This window comes from Streptomyces beigongshangae (genome assembly GCF_019710745.1).
In the GTDB taxonomy this organism is placed as follows: Bacteria; Actinomycetota; Actinomycetes; order Streptomycetales; family Streptomycetaceae; genus Streptomyces; species Streptomyces beigongshangae.
Genome location: NZ_JAHKJW010000041.1, coordinates 40,497 through 56,503, shown reverse-complemented (window position 1 = coordinate 56,503; position 16,007 = coordinate 40,497). Strand labels below are relative to the sequence as shown.

At 72.5% G+C, this 16,007-nt stretch carries 12 protein-coding genes and 1 pseudogene; 9 read left to right on the top strand and 4 right to left on the bottom strand.

The window, feature by feature from the left end; all coding sequences use genetic code 11:
- Nucleotides 1-32 precede the first annotated feature (32 nt).
- From KM933_RS27460 to KM933_RS27450, 3 genes and pseudogenes are all read right to left on the bottom strand, one after another.
- Nucleotides 33-1,111: pseudogene (locus KM933_RS27460) on the bottom strand (ABC transporter permease).
- On the bottom strand, nt 1,104-2,144 hold the full coding sequence (locus KM933_RS27455; RefSeq protein WP_221356956.1) for an ABC transporter permease: 1,041 nt from the start codon (nt 2,142-2,144) through the stop codon (nt 1,104-1,106). Before KM933_RS27455 ends, KM933_RS27460 begins: the two are co-directional and overlap by 8 nt.
- Nucleotides 2,145-2,235: 91 nt before the next feature.
- A complete protein-coding gene (locus tag KM933_RS27450; RefSeq protein ID WP_221356954.1) occupies nt 2,236-3,750 on the bottom strand; it encodes a sugar ABC transporter ATP-binding protein in 1,515 nt (504 codons plus the stop codon).
- A 283-nt stretch (nt 3,751-4,033) separates the two neighbouring features.
- On the opposite strand from KM933_RS27450, the gene rhaI reads away from it, so the two are divergent.
- The 6 genes from rhaI to KM933_RS27420 all read left to right on the top strand — a co-directional run bounded on the left by rhaI (nt 4,034) and on the right by KM933_RS27420 (nt 11,907).
- Entirely contained in the window at nt 4,034-5,194 is a 1,161-nt protein-coding gene (gene rhaI, locus KM933_RS27445; protein ID WP_221356952.1) for an L-rhamnose isomerase, read from the top strand.
- 144 nt (nt 5,195-5,338) lie between these two features.
- The gene (locus KM933_RS27440) at nt 5,339-7,378 is read left to right on the top strand and encodes a bifunctional aldolase/short-chain dehydrogenase (protein ID WP_221356950.1); all 2,040 of its coding nucleotides are present in this window, start codon (nt 5,339-5,341) and stop codon (nt 7,376-7,378) included.
- On the top strand, nt 7,375-8,835 hold the full coding sequence (locus KM933_RS27435) for a rhamnulokinase (protein WP_221356948.1): 1,461 nt from the start codon (nt 7,375-7,377) through the stop codon (nt 8,833-8,835). The genes KM933_RS27440 and KM933_RS27435 overlap by 4 nt, the downstream gene beginning before the upstream one ends.
- Before the next feature lie 188 nt (nt 8,836-9,023).
- Nucleotides 9,024-9,776, top strand: coding sequence for a (Fe-S)-binding protein (locus tag KM933_RS27430; RefSeq protein ID WP_221356947.1), 753 nt, complete (start codon nt 9,024-9,026; stop codon nt 9,774-9,776).
- Nucleotides 9,773-11,263, top strand: a complete 1,491-nt coding sequence (locus tag KM933_RS27425; RefSeq protein ID WP_221356945.1) for a LutB/LldF family L-lactate oxidation iron-sulfur protein — start codon at nt 9,773-9,775, stop codon at nt 11,261-11,263. The genes KM933_RS27430 and KM933_RS27425 overlap by 4 nt, the downstream gene beginning before the upstream one ends.
- Nucleotides 11,260-11,907 (top strand): LutC/YkgG family protein, encoded by a 648-nt coding sequence (locus tag KM933_RS27420; RefSeq protein ID WP_221356943.1) that lies wholly within the window; start codon nt 11,260-11,262, stop codon nt 11,905-11,907. The genes KM933_RS27425 and KM933_RS27420 overlap by 4 nt, the downstream gene beginning before the upstream one ends.
- Before the next feature lie 66 nt (nt 11,908-11,973).
- On the opposite strand, the gene KM933_RS27415 is transcribed toward KM933_RS27420, so the two are convergent.
- Nucleotides 11,974-12,936, bottom strand: a complete 963-nt coding sequence (locus KM933_RS27415) for a hypothetical protein (RefSeq protein ID WP_221356941.1) — start codon at nt 12,934-12,936, stop codon at nt 11,974-11,976.
- Nucleotides 12,937-13,203: 267 nt separating this feature from the next.
- Here KM933_RS27415 and KM933_RS27410 point away from each other — a divergent pair, with 267 nt between their 5' ends.
- From KM933_RS27410 to KM933_RS27400, 3 genes are all read left to right on the top strand, one after another.
- A complete protein-coding gene (locus KM933_RS27410; RefSeq protein ID WP_221356939.1) occupies nt 13,204-14,118 on the top strand; it encodes a lytic polysaccharide monooxygenase in 915 nt (304 codons plus the stop codon).
- A 97-nt stretch (nt 14,119-14,215) separates the two neighbouring features.
- On the top strand, nt 14,216-15,142 hold the full coding sequence (locus tag KM933_RS27405) for a squalene/phytoene synthase family protein (RefSeq protein WP_221356928.1): 927 nt from the start codon (nt 14,216-14,218) through the stop codon (nt 15,140-15,142).
- A gap of 174 nt (nt 15,143-15,316) precedes the next feature.
- Nucleotides 15,317-15,826, top strand: coding sequence for a beta-class carbonic anhydrase (locus KM933_RS27400; RefSeq protein WP_221356926.1), 510 nt, complete (start codon nt 15,317-15,319; stop codon nt 15,824-15,826).
- Nucleotides 15,827-16,007 lie beyond the last annotated feature (181 nt).

Sequence of the window (16,007 nt, the reverse complement as noted above, 5' to 3'; positions counted from 1 at the left end):
CAGCCACAGCCGGCCCGCAGGTTTCGCACGACCTAGCCGGTGGAACTCCGCGCCGCCCGGCGTCCGGCCCGCGCGAGGGAGATCTGCCGCGCGACCCGGGGCCCGAGCACGGACAGGACGAGCAGCACACCGGTGACGACGATCTGCGACTGCGCGGAGACGTCCTGCAGACTCATCACGTTCTGCAGCGCCCCGAGCAGGAAGACTCCGGCGATCGCTCCGCCGAGCGTCCCCTTGCCGCCGTCGAAGTCGATGCCGCCGAGCAGGACGGCCGCCACGACGGAGAGTTCGAGTCCCGTGGCGTTGTCGTAGCGGGCGCTGGCGTAGTGCAGCGCCCAGAAGACGCCGGTCAGCGAGGCCATGAGCCCGGTGACGGTGAACAGGATCAGTTTCTGCCGCCTGACGCGGATGCCGNGGTCAGCGAGGCCATGAGCCCGGTGACGGTGAACAGGATCAGTTTCTGCCGCCTGACGCGGATGCCGGCGAACCGCGCGGCCTCCTCGCTGGCGCCGACCGCGAACAGGGATCGCCCGAACGGGGTGGCGTGCAGCGCGACCACGGCGATCGCGAGCAGCACGAGGAAGGGCAGGAGCGCGTACGGGACGAAGGTGTCGCCGATGCGTCCGGCCGCGAAGTCCAGGTACGGGGAGGGGAAGTCGGTCACCGCGTCGGAGCCGAGCACGATCTGCGCGATGCCCCGGTAGGCGGCGAGGGTGCCGATGGTGACGGCCAGGGACGGCAGTCCGAGGCGGGTCACCAGCAGCCCGTTGACCAGCCCGCACACCACGCCGAGGAGCAGGCAGATCGGGATGATCGTCTCGATGGTCATGCCCTGGTTCCACAGGGCCCCCATCACGGCGCCGGACAGTCCTGCGGTGGAGGCCACCGAGAGGTCGATCTCACCGGACACCACGAGCATCGTCATCGGCAGCGCGATCAGCGCGATGGGGAGCGTGTTGCCGATCAGGAACGACAGGTTGAGGGCGTTGCCGAAGCCGTCCACGGTGGTGAAGGACAGCAGCAGGACGACGATCAGGAGGGCGCCCACCGCCGAATCCCACCTTTTCAGGGCGGACCGGCGGACGGCGCGCGTGAGTGCGGAGTCAGCCATGGCGGGCGTTCCTCTTCTTCAGGGCGGTCGCCACCCGCAGGGCGACGATCCGGTCGACCGCGATGGCGAGGATGAGCAGGATGCCGTTGATGGCGAGCACCCAGACGGAGCTGACGCCGAGGGCGGGCAGCACGCTGTTGACGGAGGTGAGGAGCAGCGCGCCGAGCGCCGCGCCGTAGACGCTGCCGGAGCCGCCGGTGAAGACGACGCCGCCGACCACGACCGCGCTGACGACGGTGAGTTCGTAGCCGTTGCCCGTTCCGGAGTCGACGTTGCCGAACCGGGCGAGGTACAGCGCGCCCGCGAGGCCCGCGAGGGCGCCGCAGAAGGTGTACGCGGCGAGGATCCGCCTGCGGACGGGGATGCCGGCGAGGCGGGCGGCCTCCGGGTTGGAACCGAGGGCGTACAGCTCGCGGCCGCCGCCGAAGTGCTTGAGGTAGTACGCCGTGGCGACGAGCACCGCCAGTGCGATCAGCGCCAGGTACGGCACCGCGGAGATGCCGCCGGAGCCGAAGTCGACGAACTCGTCCGGCAGGCCCGCCGCGGTGATCTGGCGGGAGCCGACCCAGATGGAGTCGATGCCGCGGATGATGTAGAGCGTGCCGAGGGTGACGACGAGCGCGGGCACCTGGCCGAGGCTGACGAGCAGCCCGTTGACCAGGCCGCAGCCGACGCCGAGCAGGACCGCGAGGAGCACGGCGACGGCGGAGTCGCCGCCGCCTTGCAGATAGGTGCCGGCGGCGAAGGCGCTGATGCCGAGCGTGGAGCCGACCGACAGGTCGACGTTGCGGGTGATGACGACCAGCGACTGGCCGGTGGCGACCAGCACGAGGATGGTCGCGTTCAGCAGGAGGTCCTTGATGCCCTGCTCGGACAGGAAGTCGCTGTTGCCGATCTGGGTGATGACGATCATCACCAGGAAGACGACCAGGATGGCCAGTTCCCGCATCCTGAAGACGCGGTCCACCAGCCGGGTGCCGCTGGACCTGGGCACCTCGGCGGCGGGAGCGGGGTTGGGAGCGGTGACCGTCACGCCGTCCTCCTCTCGTTCGCTTCTCCGCCCACGCGGCGCGGGGGTGCGGGCGTCGTGTTCGTCTGCGGCCCGGCAGCCGCGCGTGCGTCGCTCACGCCGCCCTCCCGGTGGCTGCGGCCATCACGGTTTCCTCGGTGGCGTCGGTGCGGGCGATCTCGGCGGTGAGCCGGCCCTCGTGCATGACGAGGACCCGGTCGGCCATGCCGAGGATCTCGGGCAGGTCGGAGGAGATCATCAGGACGGCCACCCCGTCGGCGGCCAGCCGGCTGAGCAGCCGGTGGACCTCGGCCTTCGTGCCGACGTCGATGCCCCGGGTGGGCTCGTCGACGATCAGCACCTTGGGGCCGGTGGCGAGCCACTTGGCCAGGACGACCTTCTGCTGGTTGCCGCCGGACAGCGTGTTGACGGTGTCCGCGATCCGGGCGTACTTGACCTGGAGCTTGACGGCCCAGTCGAGGGAGCGGCTGCGCTCGGCCCCGCGGTCCATCAGTCCCGCCCTGGCGGTCGTACGCAGTCCGGTGAGGCCGATGTTGCGCTCGATGGACATGTCCATCACCAGGCCCTGGGCCCGCCGGTCCTCGGGGACGAGGGCGAGACCGGCGGCCATGGCGGCGGAGGGCGCTCCGTTGGCGAGCTTCCTGCCGTCGACCTCGACCTCCCCGGCGTCCCGGCGGTCGACGCCGAAGACGGCCCGGGCGACCTCCGTGCGCCCGGCGCCGACCAGTCCGGCGAGGCCGACGATCTCACCGCGCCGGACGTCGAAGGAGACATCGGTGAAGACGCCCTCGCGGGTCAGCCGCCGTACGCTCAGGGCGACCTCGCCGGCCTGCACGTCCTGCTTGGGGTAGAGCTCGTCGAGGTCGCGGCCGACCATGCGGCGCACGAGGTCCTCCTCGGTCATGCCCTCGACCGGTTCGCTGGAGATCCAGGCGCCGTCGCGCAGGGTCGTGACGCGCCGGCAGATCTGGAAGATCTCCTCCAGGCGGTGCGAGATGAACAGCACGGCCGAGCCCTGCTCGCGCAGCGTGCGGACGACCTTGAAGAGCCGGGCCACCTCGCTGCCGGTGAGCGCGGCGGTCGGCTCGTCCATGATCAGGACGCGGGCGTCGAAGGAGAGCGCCTTGGCGATCTCGACGATCTGCTGGTCGGCGATGGACAGGCCGCGGGCCGGGCGGTCGGGGTCGAGTTCGACGCCGAGCCGTTCCATGAGGGCCAGGGTCGCGGCGTGCGTGGCCTTGTGGTCGATCCGGCCGAGCGCGCGCCGCGGCTGGCGGCCCATGAAGATGTTCTCGGCGATCGACAGGTCGGGGAAGAGCGTGGGCTCCTGGTAGATCACCGCGATACCCGCGTCGCGGGCGTCGGCGGGACCGTGGAAGACGGTGGGCTCGCCGTCCAGGAGCACCTGACCGGCGTCCGGTCGGTGCACGCCGGCGAGCGTCTTGATGAGGGTCGACTTGCCCGCGCCGTTCTCACCGGCGAGTGCGTGCACTTCGCCGGGGAACAGTTCCAGGGACACGTCCCGCAGGGCGCGTACGGCACCGAAGGACTTCGAGATGTCCTTGAGTGCCAGTACGGGGGCCGGACCCGCGTCGGACCGGTCAGTCATGAGGGCTCCTCAACGACGCGGGCGATGCGGCCTCACGACGTCGTGAAAGGTTTCAACTAGGTTGCCGGGACGTTAGACATGTAGCCCAGGTCACGTCAATGGGTACCGGTCGAAATTTTCGATAGCCAAAGGTCACAACCGAGTCACGACAAGGTGCGGACGTCGGAGGGGTTGACAGCCTTTCAGGGGGCTCATAGCTTCTGCCTTCTGAATCGTTTCAGAGCCATGGTGTTCAGAAGTCGTTCAGACCCGATGCCACAACGGAAGTCACAGGAGCCCCGAAGTGACCGAGCTCGCCGCGGTGAAAGCCGCCCTCAAGACCCAGGCAGTAGAGACGCCGTCGTGGGCGTACGGGAACTCGGGAACCCGCTTCAAGGTGTTCGCGCAGCCCGGGGTCCCGCGCAATCCTTTCGAGAAGCTGGACGACGCCGCGAAGGTGCACGAGTTCACGGGGGCCGCGCCGACCGTGGCGCTGCACATTCCCTGGGACAGGGTCGACGACTACGCAGCGTTGGCGAAGCACGCCGAGGAGCGCGGCCTGAAGCTCGGCGCGATCAACTCCAACACCTTCCAGGACGACGACTACAGGCTGGGCAGCATCTGCCACCCGGACGCCGCGGTGCGCCGCAAGGCCGTCGGCCACCTCCTCGAATGCGTCGACATCATGGACGCCACGGGGTCGAAGGACCTGAAGCTGTGGTTCGCCGACGGGACGAACTACCCGGGCCAGGACGACATCCGCGAGCGCCAGGACCGGCTCGCCGAGGGTCTCGCCCAGGTCTACGAGCGCCTCGGGGACGACCAGCGGATGCTGCTGGAGTACAAGTTCTTCGAGCCCGCCTTCTACGCGACCGACGTGCCGGACTGGGGCACGGCGTACGCCCACTGCCTCAAGCTCGGCCCGAAGGCCCAGGTCGTCGTCGACACCGGGCACCACGCGCCGGGCACCAACATCGAGTTCATCGTCGCCACGCTGCTGCGGGAGGGGAGGCTCGGCGCGTTCGACTTCAACTCGCGGTTCTACGCGGACGACGACCTGATGGTGGGCGCGGCGGACCCCTTCCAGCTGTTCCGCATCATGTACGAGGTCATCCGGGGCGGCGGATTCACGCCGGACGTGGCGTTCATGCTCGACCAGTGCCACAACATCGAGGCGAAGATCCCGGCGATCATCCGTTCCGTGATGAACGTGCAGGAGGCCACGGCCAAGGCGCTGCTCGTCGACCGGGACGCGCTGGCCGCCGCGCAGCGCGACGGGGACGTGCTCGCCGCGAACGCCGTCCTGATGGACGCGTACAACACGGACGTGCGGCCGCTGGTCGCGGAGGTCCGCGAGGAGCTCGGGCTGGCTGCCGACCCGATCGCGGCGTACCACGCCTGCGGCTGGGCGGGGAAGATCGCCGAGGAGCGGGTCGGGGGGCAGCAGGCGGGGTGGGGGGCGTAGCCGCCCACCCCGCCTGCTGCCCCCGCGGTCCGCTCGCCGCGGGACCTGAGGCCCGGAGCCGACCGCTGGTCCGTTTCGGCTGGTCGCGCAGTTCCCCGCGCCCCTTGCGGGCTTTCCCTCTCTCTTCTTCTAAGGAACCGGAACATGGCAACCCATCCTGAAGCCGCTGCTCTGCTCGGGCGGTCCAATCGGCTCGGTGCCGATCCCCGCAACACCAACTACGCGGGCGGGAACACCTCCGCCAAGGGGACCGGCACCGACCCCGTGACCGGTGGCGACGTCGAGCTGATGTGGGTCAAGGGCTCCGGCGGCGACCTGGGGACCCTCACCGAGGGCGGGCTCGCCGTGCTGCGGCTCGACCGGCTGCTGGCGCTGAAGGACGTGTACCCGGGCGTCGGGCGCGAGGACGAGATGGTCGCCGCGTTCGACTACTGCCTGCACGGCAGGGGCGGGGCCGCCCCCTCGATCGACACCGCGATGCACGGGCTCGTGGACGCCGCCCACGTCGACCACCTGCACCCCGACTCCGGGATCGCGCTCGCCTGCGCGGCCGACGGGGAGAAGCTGACCGCCGAGTGCTTCGGGGACAGCGTGGTGTGGGTGCCGTGGCGCCGGCCCGGCTTCCAGCTGGGGCTGGACATCGCCGCCGTCAAGGAGGCCAACCCGCAGGCCGTCGGCTGCATCCTGGGCGGGCACGGCATCACCGCGTGGGGTGACACCGCAGAGGAGTGCGAGCGCAACTCGCTGCACATCATCCGTACCGCCGAGGAATTCCTCGCCACCCGCGGCAAGGCCGAGCCGTTCGGTCCCGTCCTCGACGGGTACGCGGCTCCCGGCGCCGCCGAGCGCCGGGAGCGGGCCGCCGCCCTCGCCCCGGTGATCCGCTCACTGGCCTCCCAGGACCGCCCCCAGGTCGGCCACTTCACCGACTCCGAGGTCGTCCTCGACTTCCTCGCGAGCGCCGAGCACCCGCGCCTCGCCGCCCTGGGCACCTCCTGCCCGGACCACTTCCTCCGGACGAAGGTCCGGCCGCTCGTCCTCGACCTGCCGCCCACCGTCCCGCTGGACGAGGCGGTCGCGCGGCTGAAGGAGCTGCACACGGCGTACCGCGAGGAGTACGCGGCCTACTACCGGCGGCACGCCGACGCCGACTCCCCCGCCATGCGCGGCGCGGACCCGGCGATCGTGCTGGTCCCCGGCGTCGGCATGTTCTCCTTCGGCAAGGACAAGCAGACCGCGCGCGTGGCGGGCGAGTTCTACGTCAACGCCATCAACGTGATGCGCGGCGCGGAGGCCGTCTCGACGTACGCGCCGATCGAGGAGTCCGAGAAGTTCCGCATCGAGTACTGGGCCCTGGAGGAGGCCAAGCTCCGGCGGATGCCGAAGCCCAAACCGCTCGCCACCCGGGTCGCGCTCGTGACCGGTGCCGGCAGCGGCATCGGCAGGGCGATCGCCGAGCGGCTCGTCGCCGAGGGCGCCTGCGTGGTGATCGCGGACCTGAAAGCGGAGAACGCGGCCCGGGTCGCCACCTCGCTCGGCGGTCCCGACAAGGCCGTCGCCGTCACCGTGGACGTCACCTCCGAGGAGCAGATCGCCGAGGCGTTCAAGGCGGCGGTCCTCGCCTTCGGCGGCGTCGACCTGGTCGTCAACAACGCCGGCATCTCCATCTCCAAGCCGCTCCTGGAGACCACGGCCGGGGACTGGGACCTCCAGCACGACATCATGGCCCGCGGCTCCTTCCTCGTCTCGCGCGAGGCAGCCCGGGTGATGATCGCGCAGGGCCTTGGCGGCGACGTCGTCTACATCGCGTCCAAGAACGCGGTCTTCGCCGGCCCGAACAACATCGCCTACTCGGCGACCAAGGCCGACCAGGCCCACCAGGTGCGGCTGCTGGCCGCCGAGCTGGGCGAGCACGGCATCCGCGTCAACGGCGTCAACCCCGACGGGGTCGTCCGCGGCTCCGGGATCTTCGCGGGCGGCTGGGGCGCGCAGCGCGCGGCCACCTACGGCATCGAGGAGGAGAAGCTGGGCGAGTTCTACGCCCAGCGGACCATCCTCAAGCGCGAGGTCCTGCCCGAGCACGTCGCGAACGCCGTCTTCGCCCTGACGGGCGGCGACCTCACGCACACCACCGGTCTGCACGTCCCGGTCGACGCCGGCGTCGCCGCCGCGTTCCTGCGATGACGGACACGACCCGGGAGGCGGCCGTGAAGTCGTACGCCGCGGTCGACCTCGGCGCGTCCAGCGGACGCGTCATGGTCGGCCGCGTCGGCCCCGACTCGCTGGAGCTGACGGAGGCGCACCGCTTCCCGAACCGGCCGGTGCGCACCCCCGAGGGCCTGCGCTGGGACGTCCTCGCGCTGTACGCGGGGGTCCTCGACGGGCTGCGCGCGGCCGGGCACGTCGACTCGGTCGGCATCGACAGCTGGGCCGTGGACTACGGCCTGCTCGACGCCGACGGGGCACTGCTCGGCAACCCGGTGCACTACCGCGACACCCGGACCCGGGGCGTCGCGGAACAGGTGTGGGCCACCGTGCCCGCCGCCGAGCTGTACGCGGCCACCGGACTCCAGTACGCCCCCTTCAACACGCTGTACCAGCTGGTGGCGGCCCGTTCCTCCGCGCAGCTGGCGCACGCGGAGCGCCTGCTGCTCATCCCGGACCTGCTGACGTACTGGCTCACCGGCGAGGCCGGCACGGAGCTGACCAACGCCTCCACCACCCAGCTGATCGACCCGCGCACCGGCGACTGGTCGTACGACGTCGCGGCGCGCCTCGGTGTCGACCTGAAGCTGTTCGCGCCGCTGCGGCGGCCCGGGGACCCGGCGGGTCTGCTGCGTCCTGACGTGCTGGAGGAGACCGGGCTGACGGGACCGGTACCGGTGACGGCGGTCGGTTCGCACGACACCGCGTCCGCGGTGGCCGCCGTCCCGGCCACGGGCGAGCGGTTCGCGTACATCTGCACCGGCACCTGGTCCCTCGCGGGCCTGGAGCTGGCGGCCCCCGTCCTCACGGAGGAGAGCCGCGCGGCGAACTTCACCAACGAGCTGGGGCTGGACGGCACGGTCCGCTACCTGCGCAACATCATGGGCCTGTGGCTGCTCCAGGAGTGCCTGCGCGAGTGGGGGAACCCCGGCCTGGACGACCTGCTGTCCGCCGCGGCCGGGGCGCCTGCGCTGCGGTCGGTCGTGGACGCGGGCGACGCGGCGTTCCTGGCCCCCGGCCGGATGCCGTCCCGGATAGCCGACGCCTGCCGCGACTCGGGGCAGCCCGTGCCCCGGTCACCCGCCGAGACCACCCGGTGCATCCTCGACTCGCTCGCCCTCGCCCACCGCAGGGCGGTCCTCCAGGCGCAGGAGCTGGCCGGTCACCCCGTCGACGTCGTGCACATCGTCGGCGGCGGCGCCCGCAACGCCCTGCTGTGCCGCCTCACCGCCGACGCCTGCGGCCTCCCCGTCGTGGCGGGCCCGCCGGAGGCGGCGGCCCTGGGCAACGTCCTGGTCCAGGCCCGGGCACACGGCCAGGTCGGCGACCGCGCGGAGATGCGCGCCCTGCTGTCCCGCACCCAGCCCCTGACCCGCTACGAGCCCCGGGGCACCACGACGGCGTGGCAGGCGGCGGAGAGCCGTCTGGGCCGGTGACATGGAACCGCCTCCGCACGGGCGCCCCTTCAGGGGCGCGGGGCCGTATCGGTCTGCGGCTCCGCCGCGGGGCGCGCCCGGCCACGGCCGACCGGCACCCGACGACCCACAGCGGACGCAGCTCGTTCCGGCACGGTTCAGCGCCGCGTACCGTGCATCCATCCGACGACCGACCCCGAGGAGCCGCGATGCGTGTCGCCCTGTTCCTGACCTGTGTCAACGACACGCTCTATCCGGACACCGGCCGCGCCGTGGTGAAACTGCTGACCAGGCTGGGCGTGGACGTCGACTTCCCGATGGCGCAGACCTGCTGCGGACAGGCTCACTACAACACGGGGTACCGGCACGAGGCCGAACCGCTGGCCCGGCACTTCTCCGAGGTGTTCGGCGGGTACGAGGCGATCGTGACCCCCTCCGGGTCGTGCGGCGCGATGGTGCGCGAGCTGTACCCGCGGATGGGGGCGCGCGCCCGCGCCGAGGGCCGCGGCGACGGCCTCGCCACCGCCCTGGCCCCGGTCGTGCCGAGGACGTACGAGCTGACCGAGTTCCTGGTGGACGTACTGGGCGTGACGGACGTGGGCGCGTACTACCCGCACACCGTCACGTACCACCCCACCTGCCACGGACTGCGCGGTCTGGGCCTCGGCGACCGGCCGCGCCGGCTGCTGGAGTCCGTCGGGGGACTGGAGCTGAGGGAGCTGCCGGGCGCCGACGAGTGCTGCGGCTTCGGCGGCACCTTCGCCCTCAAGAACGCGGACGTGTCGGCGGCGATGGGCGCCGACAAGGTCCGCAACGCCGCGTCGACGGGCGCCGACGTGCTGTGCGCCGCCGACAACTCCTGCCTCATGCACATCGGCGGCACCATGACCCGGCTCCGGACGGGCATGCGTCCGGTGCACATCGCGGAGATCCTGGCGAGCACGCAGGAGGAGCCGGTATGAGCGGCGGGACGTACCTCGGCATGCCGGCCTTCCCGAAGGCCGCGCACGAAGCCGTCCGCGACGAGACCCTGCGCGGCAACCTGCGCCACGCGACGCACACCATCCGCGCCAAGCGCGCGACCGCGGTCGCGGAGGTCTCCGACTGGGCCGAGCTGCGCGAGGCCGGCAAGCAGATCAAGGACCACACGCTCCGTCATCTGGACCGCTACCTGGTGCAGCTGGAGGAGTCGGTCACGGCGGCGGGCGGCACCGTGCACTGGGCCGCCGACGCGGACGAGGCCAACCGCATCGTCACGGGCCTCGTGAAGGCGACCGGCGAGAGCGAGGTCGTCAAGGTCAAGTCGATGGCCACACAGGAGATCGGCCTCAACGAGGCGCTGGAGGCCGAGGGCATCCGCGCCTACGAGACCGACCTCGCCGAGCTGATCGTGCAGCTGGGCGAGGACCGGCCCTCGCACATCCTGGTCCCGGCCATCCACCGCAACCGCGGCGAGATCCGCGACATCTTCGCCCGCGAGATGGGTGCGTGGGGCCGTCCGGCGCCGGAGGGCCTGACCGACACGCCCGCCGAGCTGGCCGACGCCGCGCGCCTGCACCTGCGCGAGAAGTTCCTGCGCGCCAAGGTCGGCATCTCCGGCGCCAACTTCATGGTCGCCGAGACCGGCACCATGGTCGTGGTGGAGTCCGAGGGCAACGGCCGGATGTGCCTGACCCTGCCCGAGACGCTGATCTCGGTCGTCGGCATCGAGAAGACCGTGCCGACCTGGCGGGACCTGGAGGTCTTCCTGCAGACCCTGCCCCGCTCCTCGACCGCCGAGCGCATGAACCCGTACACCTCCACGTGGACGGGCACCACGGACTCCGGTACCGCCGACGGTCCCCGGGACTTCCACCTGGTGCTCATCGACAACGGGCGCACCGACACCCTGGCCGACGAGGTGGGCCGCCAGGCCCTGCGCTGCATCCGCTGCTCGGCGTGTCTCAACGTCTGCCCGGTGTACGAGCGGGCGGGCGGCCACGCGTACGGCTCGGTCTACCCGGGCCCGATCGGCGCGATCCTCAGCCCCCAGCTGCGGGGCACCGGCAGCGAGATCGACGCCTCACTGCCGTACGCCTCGTCGCTGTGCGGTGCCTGCTACGACGTCTGCCCGGTGGCGATCGACATCCCGGAGGTGCTGGTGCACCTGCGGGAACGGGTCGTGCAGGGCGGCCCCGTGACCCGCGAGGGCGTCAGGGTCCTGGTCAAGCCGGCGAAGGGGCACGCCGCCGAGCGGGCGGCGATGAGGGCCGCGCGGTGGGCGTTCGGCCGTCCGGGCGTGCTGCGCGCCGGTCAGCGGCTGGCGTCCCGGACGCGCCGCTTCCATCCGCGGACGCTGCCCGGTCCCGGCCGGGCGTGGAGCGACACCCGCTCGGTGCCGGAGGTTCCCGCGGAGCCGTTCCGCGACTGGTGGCAGCGGACACACGGCGGAAAGGACACCTCGAAGTGAGCAGCAGGGACCTGATCCTGGCCCGGGTGCGGCGGGCGCTCGCCGACGTGCCGCGGGACGACACCCCGTACGACCGGGCCGTGCGGCGCGACTACCTGCGCGAGCACGGGAACCGGAGCGCCGGGCGGACGGTGGACCTGCTGGCGGAGAACCTGGCGGACTACCGGGCGCTGGTGCACCGCTGCACGGCCGGCGAACTGCCCGCGACGATCGCCCGGCTGCTGGCCGGACGGGGCGCGGCGTCGGTCGCCGTGCCGGCGGGTCTGGACCCGGCGTGGCTCGCGGCCGCCGACGTCACGCGGATGCCCGACAGCGCCGCGGACACCCCGGCCGCACTGGACCGCGTCGACAGCGTGGTCACGGCGTGCGCCGTCGCGATCGCCGAGACCGGCACCATCGTGCTGGACGGCGGCCCGGACCAGGGCCGCCGCCGGATCACGCTGGTCCCGGACCACCACATCTGTGTCGTACGCGTCCCCGGCCAGGTCGTGTCCTCCGTGCCGCAGGGCCTGGAGCGGCTCGACCCGGCCCGCCCGCTGACCTGGATCTCGGGGCCGTCCGCCACCAGCGACATCGAACTCGACCGGGTGGAGGGGGTGCACGGTCCGCGCACCCTGGAGGTGGTACTGGTGAGCGCGCGGTGACGGGCGCGTCCGCGGACGCGCCCGTCACCGCGCGGGCCGGCCGGAGCGGGGTCGGCCGGAGCCGGGTCAGCCGGAGTTCGACTCGGTGGCCGACGTCCGGCGCCGGTCCGGCGGGCCCGCCTTCCCCGTCCGGTGGCCGGGCCGGTCGAGGAGTCCGAAGGCCCAGCGCTCGTTGAAGCCGGCCAGGAAGCCGACCGCGCACCAGAACCCCCAGAAGGCGGTGCCCTTCGCCGCGGCGGCGGCGTCCGCGGCGCAGATCTCGCCGGTGGCGGACGGTATGTCGATGACCGTGACCCAGCCGGTGCTGAGCAGGAAGTAGACGGACAGGGCGAGGATCCAGCCGACGAACACCCGGTAGACGCCTTCGTGCCGCATGCTGCGGGACGCCTGGGCCGGGACGACGGCGCCCTGGTGCCCGTTGGTCTGCCGGCGTGCCACCTCCTCGCTGCTGCGGACCCGCAGCAGGACGCTGAGCGTCGAGCCGAACGCGCCGACGCCCCCGCAGACGAAGGCGCCCATCAGGCTCCAGCGGTCGGTGCAGTTGAGCGTGATGCCGGCCAGGCCGAGCAGCCGCACCCCGGCGAGGAGCGGCAGTCCCAGCAGCAGCACGCTGAACAGCGCGCCGAGGCCGAGCCCCAGGTTGAGGCCGCGGCTGACGGCCACCGCGTCGTCCTGCCCGAGGCGGGCGCGGATGCCGTCGATCTCCCGGTCCAGGTACGCGCCCAGGTCCTGGTCGCCCGGCGCGTCGTACAGCCGCTGGTCCCGCAGGACGTTGCGCAGGACGCACTCCACCGTGACCTTCAGCGACCGGCGGGTCTCCGTCTCGAAGGCGCGCTGCGCGGCTCCGTGGAGGTACTGGAGGTGCAGCTGCTGCTTCGGGTAGACCTTGCTGAACTGCGTGTAGTCCTGAAGGTGTTCGGGCTCCACCGTGTCGATGAGCCCCGTGGGCCTCGGGTCCGTGCCCGCGCCCTCGATCGTCTCGCGTGTTCTCTGCCACCTGGTCCGGTGGTCTCCCCCGTTGTCCTTCATGAAAAACGTGTACCGGGACCCTCCCGCGCGGGGAAGGCGGCCCACCGCACCAGTACGGTCACCGACGTCACGGAGGCGTCACGTCAGCGGGTCCCGTCAGCGGGTTCCCGCCGACAGGACCCGCAGGCGGGTCTCGTCGACGGATACCCGCCGAGGGGGCCTCCCCGGCCGGTCCCGCCGTGCGGGAGTTGAACGGTCCGCGCCGCTCCCCCGTACTTCAGTGGCAGCGGGTTCCCCCCGCCCGCCGCGCCAGGAGGAATGCCGCCCATGACGAACGCACGCCGCGCCGCCGCCCTCGCCGGAGCGGTCCCGCTGCTCCTGCTCGCGGTGGGGGCCGCGGGGCCCGCCGCCGCGCACGGGGCGCCGACGGATCCGGTCAGCCGGGCGGTCGCCTGCTCCCCCGCCGGCGGCCGGCTCGCGCAGTCGGCGGCCTGCCGGGCCGCCGTGGCCTCGGGCGTCGCCGCCTTCGACAACCTGCGGCTGGCGGGGGTGAACGGCCGGGACCGGCAGGCCGTCCCCGACGGCAGACTGTGCAGCGGGGGCCTCGCCGCCTACCGCGGCCTCGACCTGCCCCGCGCCGACTGGCCCTCGACCCGGCTGGCCCCCGGGGCCGGCCTGACGCTCACGTACCGGTCGACGATCCCGCACACCGGCACGTTCAGACTGTTCCTCACGAAGGACGGCTACGACCCGGCGAAGCCGCTCACCTGGTCCGACCTGCCGTCCGAGCCGTTCGCGACGGCCACCGACCCGGAACTGGTGGACGGCGCCTACCGGATCCGGGCCGAGCTGCCGTCCGACCGCACCGGACGCCACCTGATCTACACGGTCTGGCAGAACACGAGCACGCCGGACACCTACTACTCGTGCTCCGACGTGGTCTTCCCCGCCGCGGGGAGGAGTGCCGGGGCCACCGGTTCCGCGGCACCGGCGCCCACGCCGGAGCCGGCGAGGTCCGCCGCCGCGGGGACCACCGCCGCTCCCGCTGCGCCGGAGTCCCCGGCCGGGGCCGCGAGCACGCCCGCCCGGCCGGCGCAGACACTGTCCGGCACACCCGGCGAGGCGGCCTCCCCCGGCTCCGGCGGGGGCGACCGGGCCCCGGCCCTGCCGCTCGTCGCGGGCGGCGCGGCGGGTCTGCTGATCACCGCGGGCGCCGCGTTCACCCTGCGCAGGAGGCGGTGACCGCCCCGCACCCGCCGTCCGCCGAAGATCACGCGGCTGATACCGTGCGTCGCTCCGGCACGGGCGGTGCGGGGCGGCGGTGGCAGGGGAGAGACACGTGCGGACCTGGCGGAAGAGCCTGGAGGCGGCCGGGGTGAACCGGGGCGTGCTGCGCGACGACTACACGAAGGCCGCGCGGTTCATGCGGCGGCGGGAGCCGGCCGGCTATCTGGCGGTGCGCCTGATGGTGCCCGCGCCCCACCAGCCCCACGCGCTGGCCGGGTACGCGTTCGCGTCGTTCACCGACGACGTCTGCGACCGCGGCACGGTCCGGGAGCGCACCCGGCGCTACGACGCGTGGGACGCGCGGGTGCGGGCGGCCCTGGACTCGGGAAGCACCGGACACCCGCTGCTGCGCGCCTTCCTGCACACCGCGGCCGACCGCGGGCTGCCGCGCCACTGGGTCGACGCGTACCTGGACGGCGCGCGGATCGACCTCGACTTCCCCGGCTTCGCCACCGAGGCGGACTACCAGCGGTACGTGGAGCGGCTGACCTGGCCGTTCCTGATGATCACCTCGGGACTGGCCCACCAGGGCGGCGGCAGCGCCGAGTTCGCGGCGGGCTGCCGGCTGTTCGCCGACGCGGCCCAGCGGACGGACATCCTGACCGACCTCGCGGAGGACCTGCGCGGCGGACGCCTGTACCTGCCCGTGAGCGACCTGGAGCGGTACGGCGTCACGCGCGAGGACCTCGAACGGGGCCGCGACCTGCCCGGCGTACGGGCCCTGGTCGAGGCCACCGCGCGGACCGCGGACGCCACGCTCCGGGAGGCCCGCGTACTGCTGGACCACTGCCCCGAGGAGCACCGGCGGCTGATGCGCTTCGTCCTGGACCTGCACCACCAGCGCCTGGAATCGGTGACGGCCCGGGGCGCAGCGGTCACCCGCCGCCCGGTACGCGACCGCCCGGTGGCCTGCCTGCGCCTGCTGACCCGCCGCACGGCCGGCTCCCGGACCGGGTACCCCGCCCCGGCCGGCCGGTAGGCACCGGCGCTTCCGGGGGTCGCCTTTTGAAGGTGGGACAACCATTTCCGTGATGATCGCCTGCTTGTTTCGGCTTGTTTCGGCCGCATGAAAACTCCTCGACCGGACTTCGCTGTTCGAATTTCCTGCCGCTATCTTTCCGGGGTCGGTCTCCAGCAGAAGCGAGGAACACCCATGTCCGTGACGGATGAGTACCTGCGCAACAACGCCACGCACGCGGTCGCCTTCGACGGGCCGCTGCCCCTGGCCCCCTCCCGGCACCTCGCGGTGGTGGCCTGCATGGACGCGCGCCTGAACGTCTACGACGTCCTCGGCCTCGCCCCAGGTGAGGCACATGTGATCCGTAACGCCGGGGGCGCCGTGACCGACGACGCGATCCGCTCGCTGGCGATCAGCCAGCGCCTGCTGGGAACACGCGAAATCATTCTCATCCACCACACCGACTGCGGCATGATGACGTTCACGGACGATGAATTCAAGCAGCAGATCGAAAAGGAAACGGAAATTCGGCCACCCTGGTCGGCGGAGGCTTTCACCGACCTGGAAGCCGAGGTACGGCAGTCCGTCCGACGCATCACCGTGAACCCCTTCGTGCCGCACACCGGCTCCGTACGGGGCTTCGTCCTCGACGTCGCCACCGGTCACCTCTCCGAAGTCACCGCGCGCCCGGGTGAAACCGTCTGACCGCTCCCCGGGGCGTCCTGCGCCGGGACCGGTGCCTCCCGCGGACATCCGGTCGCCTCCCGGCAGGCGGGGAGCGGTCCGTCCGGCGGGCCCGGGCGGACGAGGGGCTTCGGCGGGGTGCGCACACCTCCATGCGGCCCAGCCGCAGGTGGGCGGGTATGGAGGGCGGCGGAAGGTGGTA

Bases quoted from the DNA above. Each gene is read 5' to 3' on its own strand.
- KM933_RS27410 (WP_221356939.1), top strand. From the start codon at position 13,204: ATGACGAACGCACGCCGCGCCGCCGCCCTCGCCGGAGCGGTCCCGCTG.
- KM933_RS27435 (WP_221356948.1), top strand. From the start codon at position 7,375: ATGACGGACACGACCCGGGAGGCGGCCGTGAAGTCGTACGCCGCGGTC.
- KM933_RS27425 (WP_221356945.1), top strand. From the start codon at position 9,773: ATGAGCGGCGGGACGTACCTCGGCATGCCGGCCTTCCCGAAGGCCGCG.
- KM933_RS27440 (WP_221356950.1), top strand. From the start codon at position 5,339: ATGGCAACCCATCCTGAAGCCGCTGCTCTGCTCGGGCGGTCCAATCGG.
- KM933_RS27450 (WP_221356954.1), bottom strand. From the start codon at position 3,750: ATGACTGACCGGTCCGACGCGGGTCCGGCCCCCGTACTGGCACTCAAG.
- KM933_RS27415 (WP_221356941.1), bottom strand. From the start codon at position 12,936: ATGAAGGACAACGGGGGAGACCACCGGACCAGGTGGCAGAGAACACGC.
- KM933_RS27400 (WP_221356926.1), top strand. From the start codon at position 15,317: ATGTCCGTGACGGATGAGTACCTGCGCAACAACGCCACGCACGCGGTC.
- KM933_RS27430 (WP_221356947.1), top strand. From the start codon at position 9,024: ATGCGTGTCGCCCTGTTCCTGACCTGTGTCAACGACACGCTCTATCCG.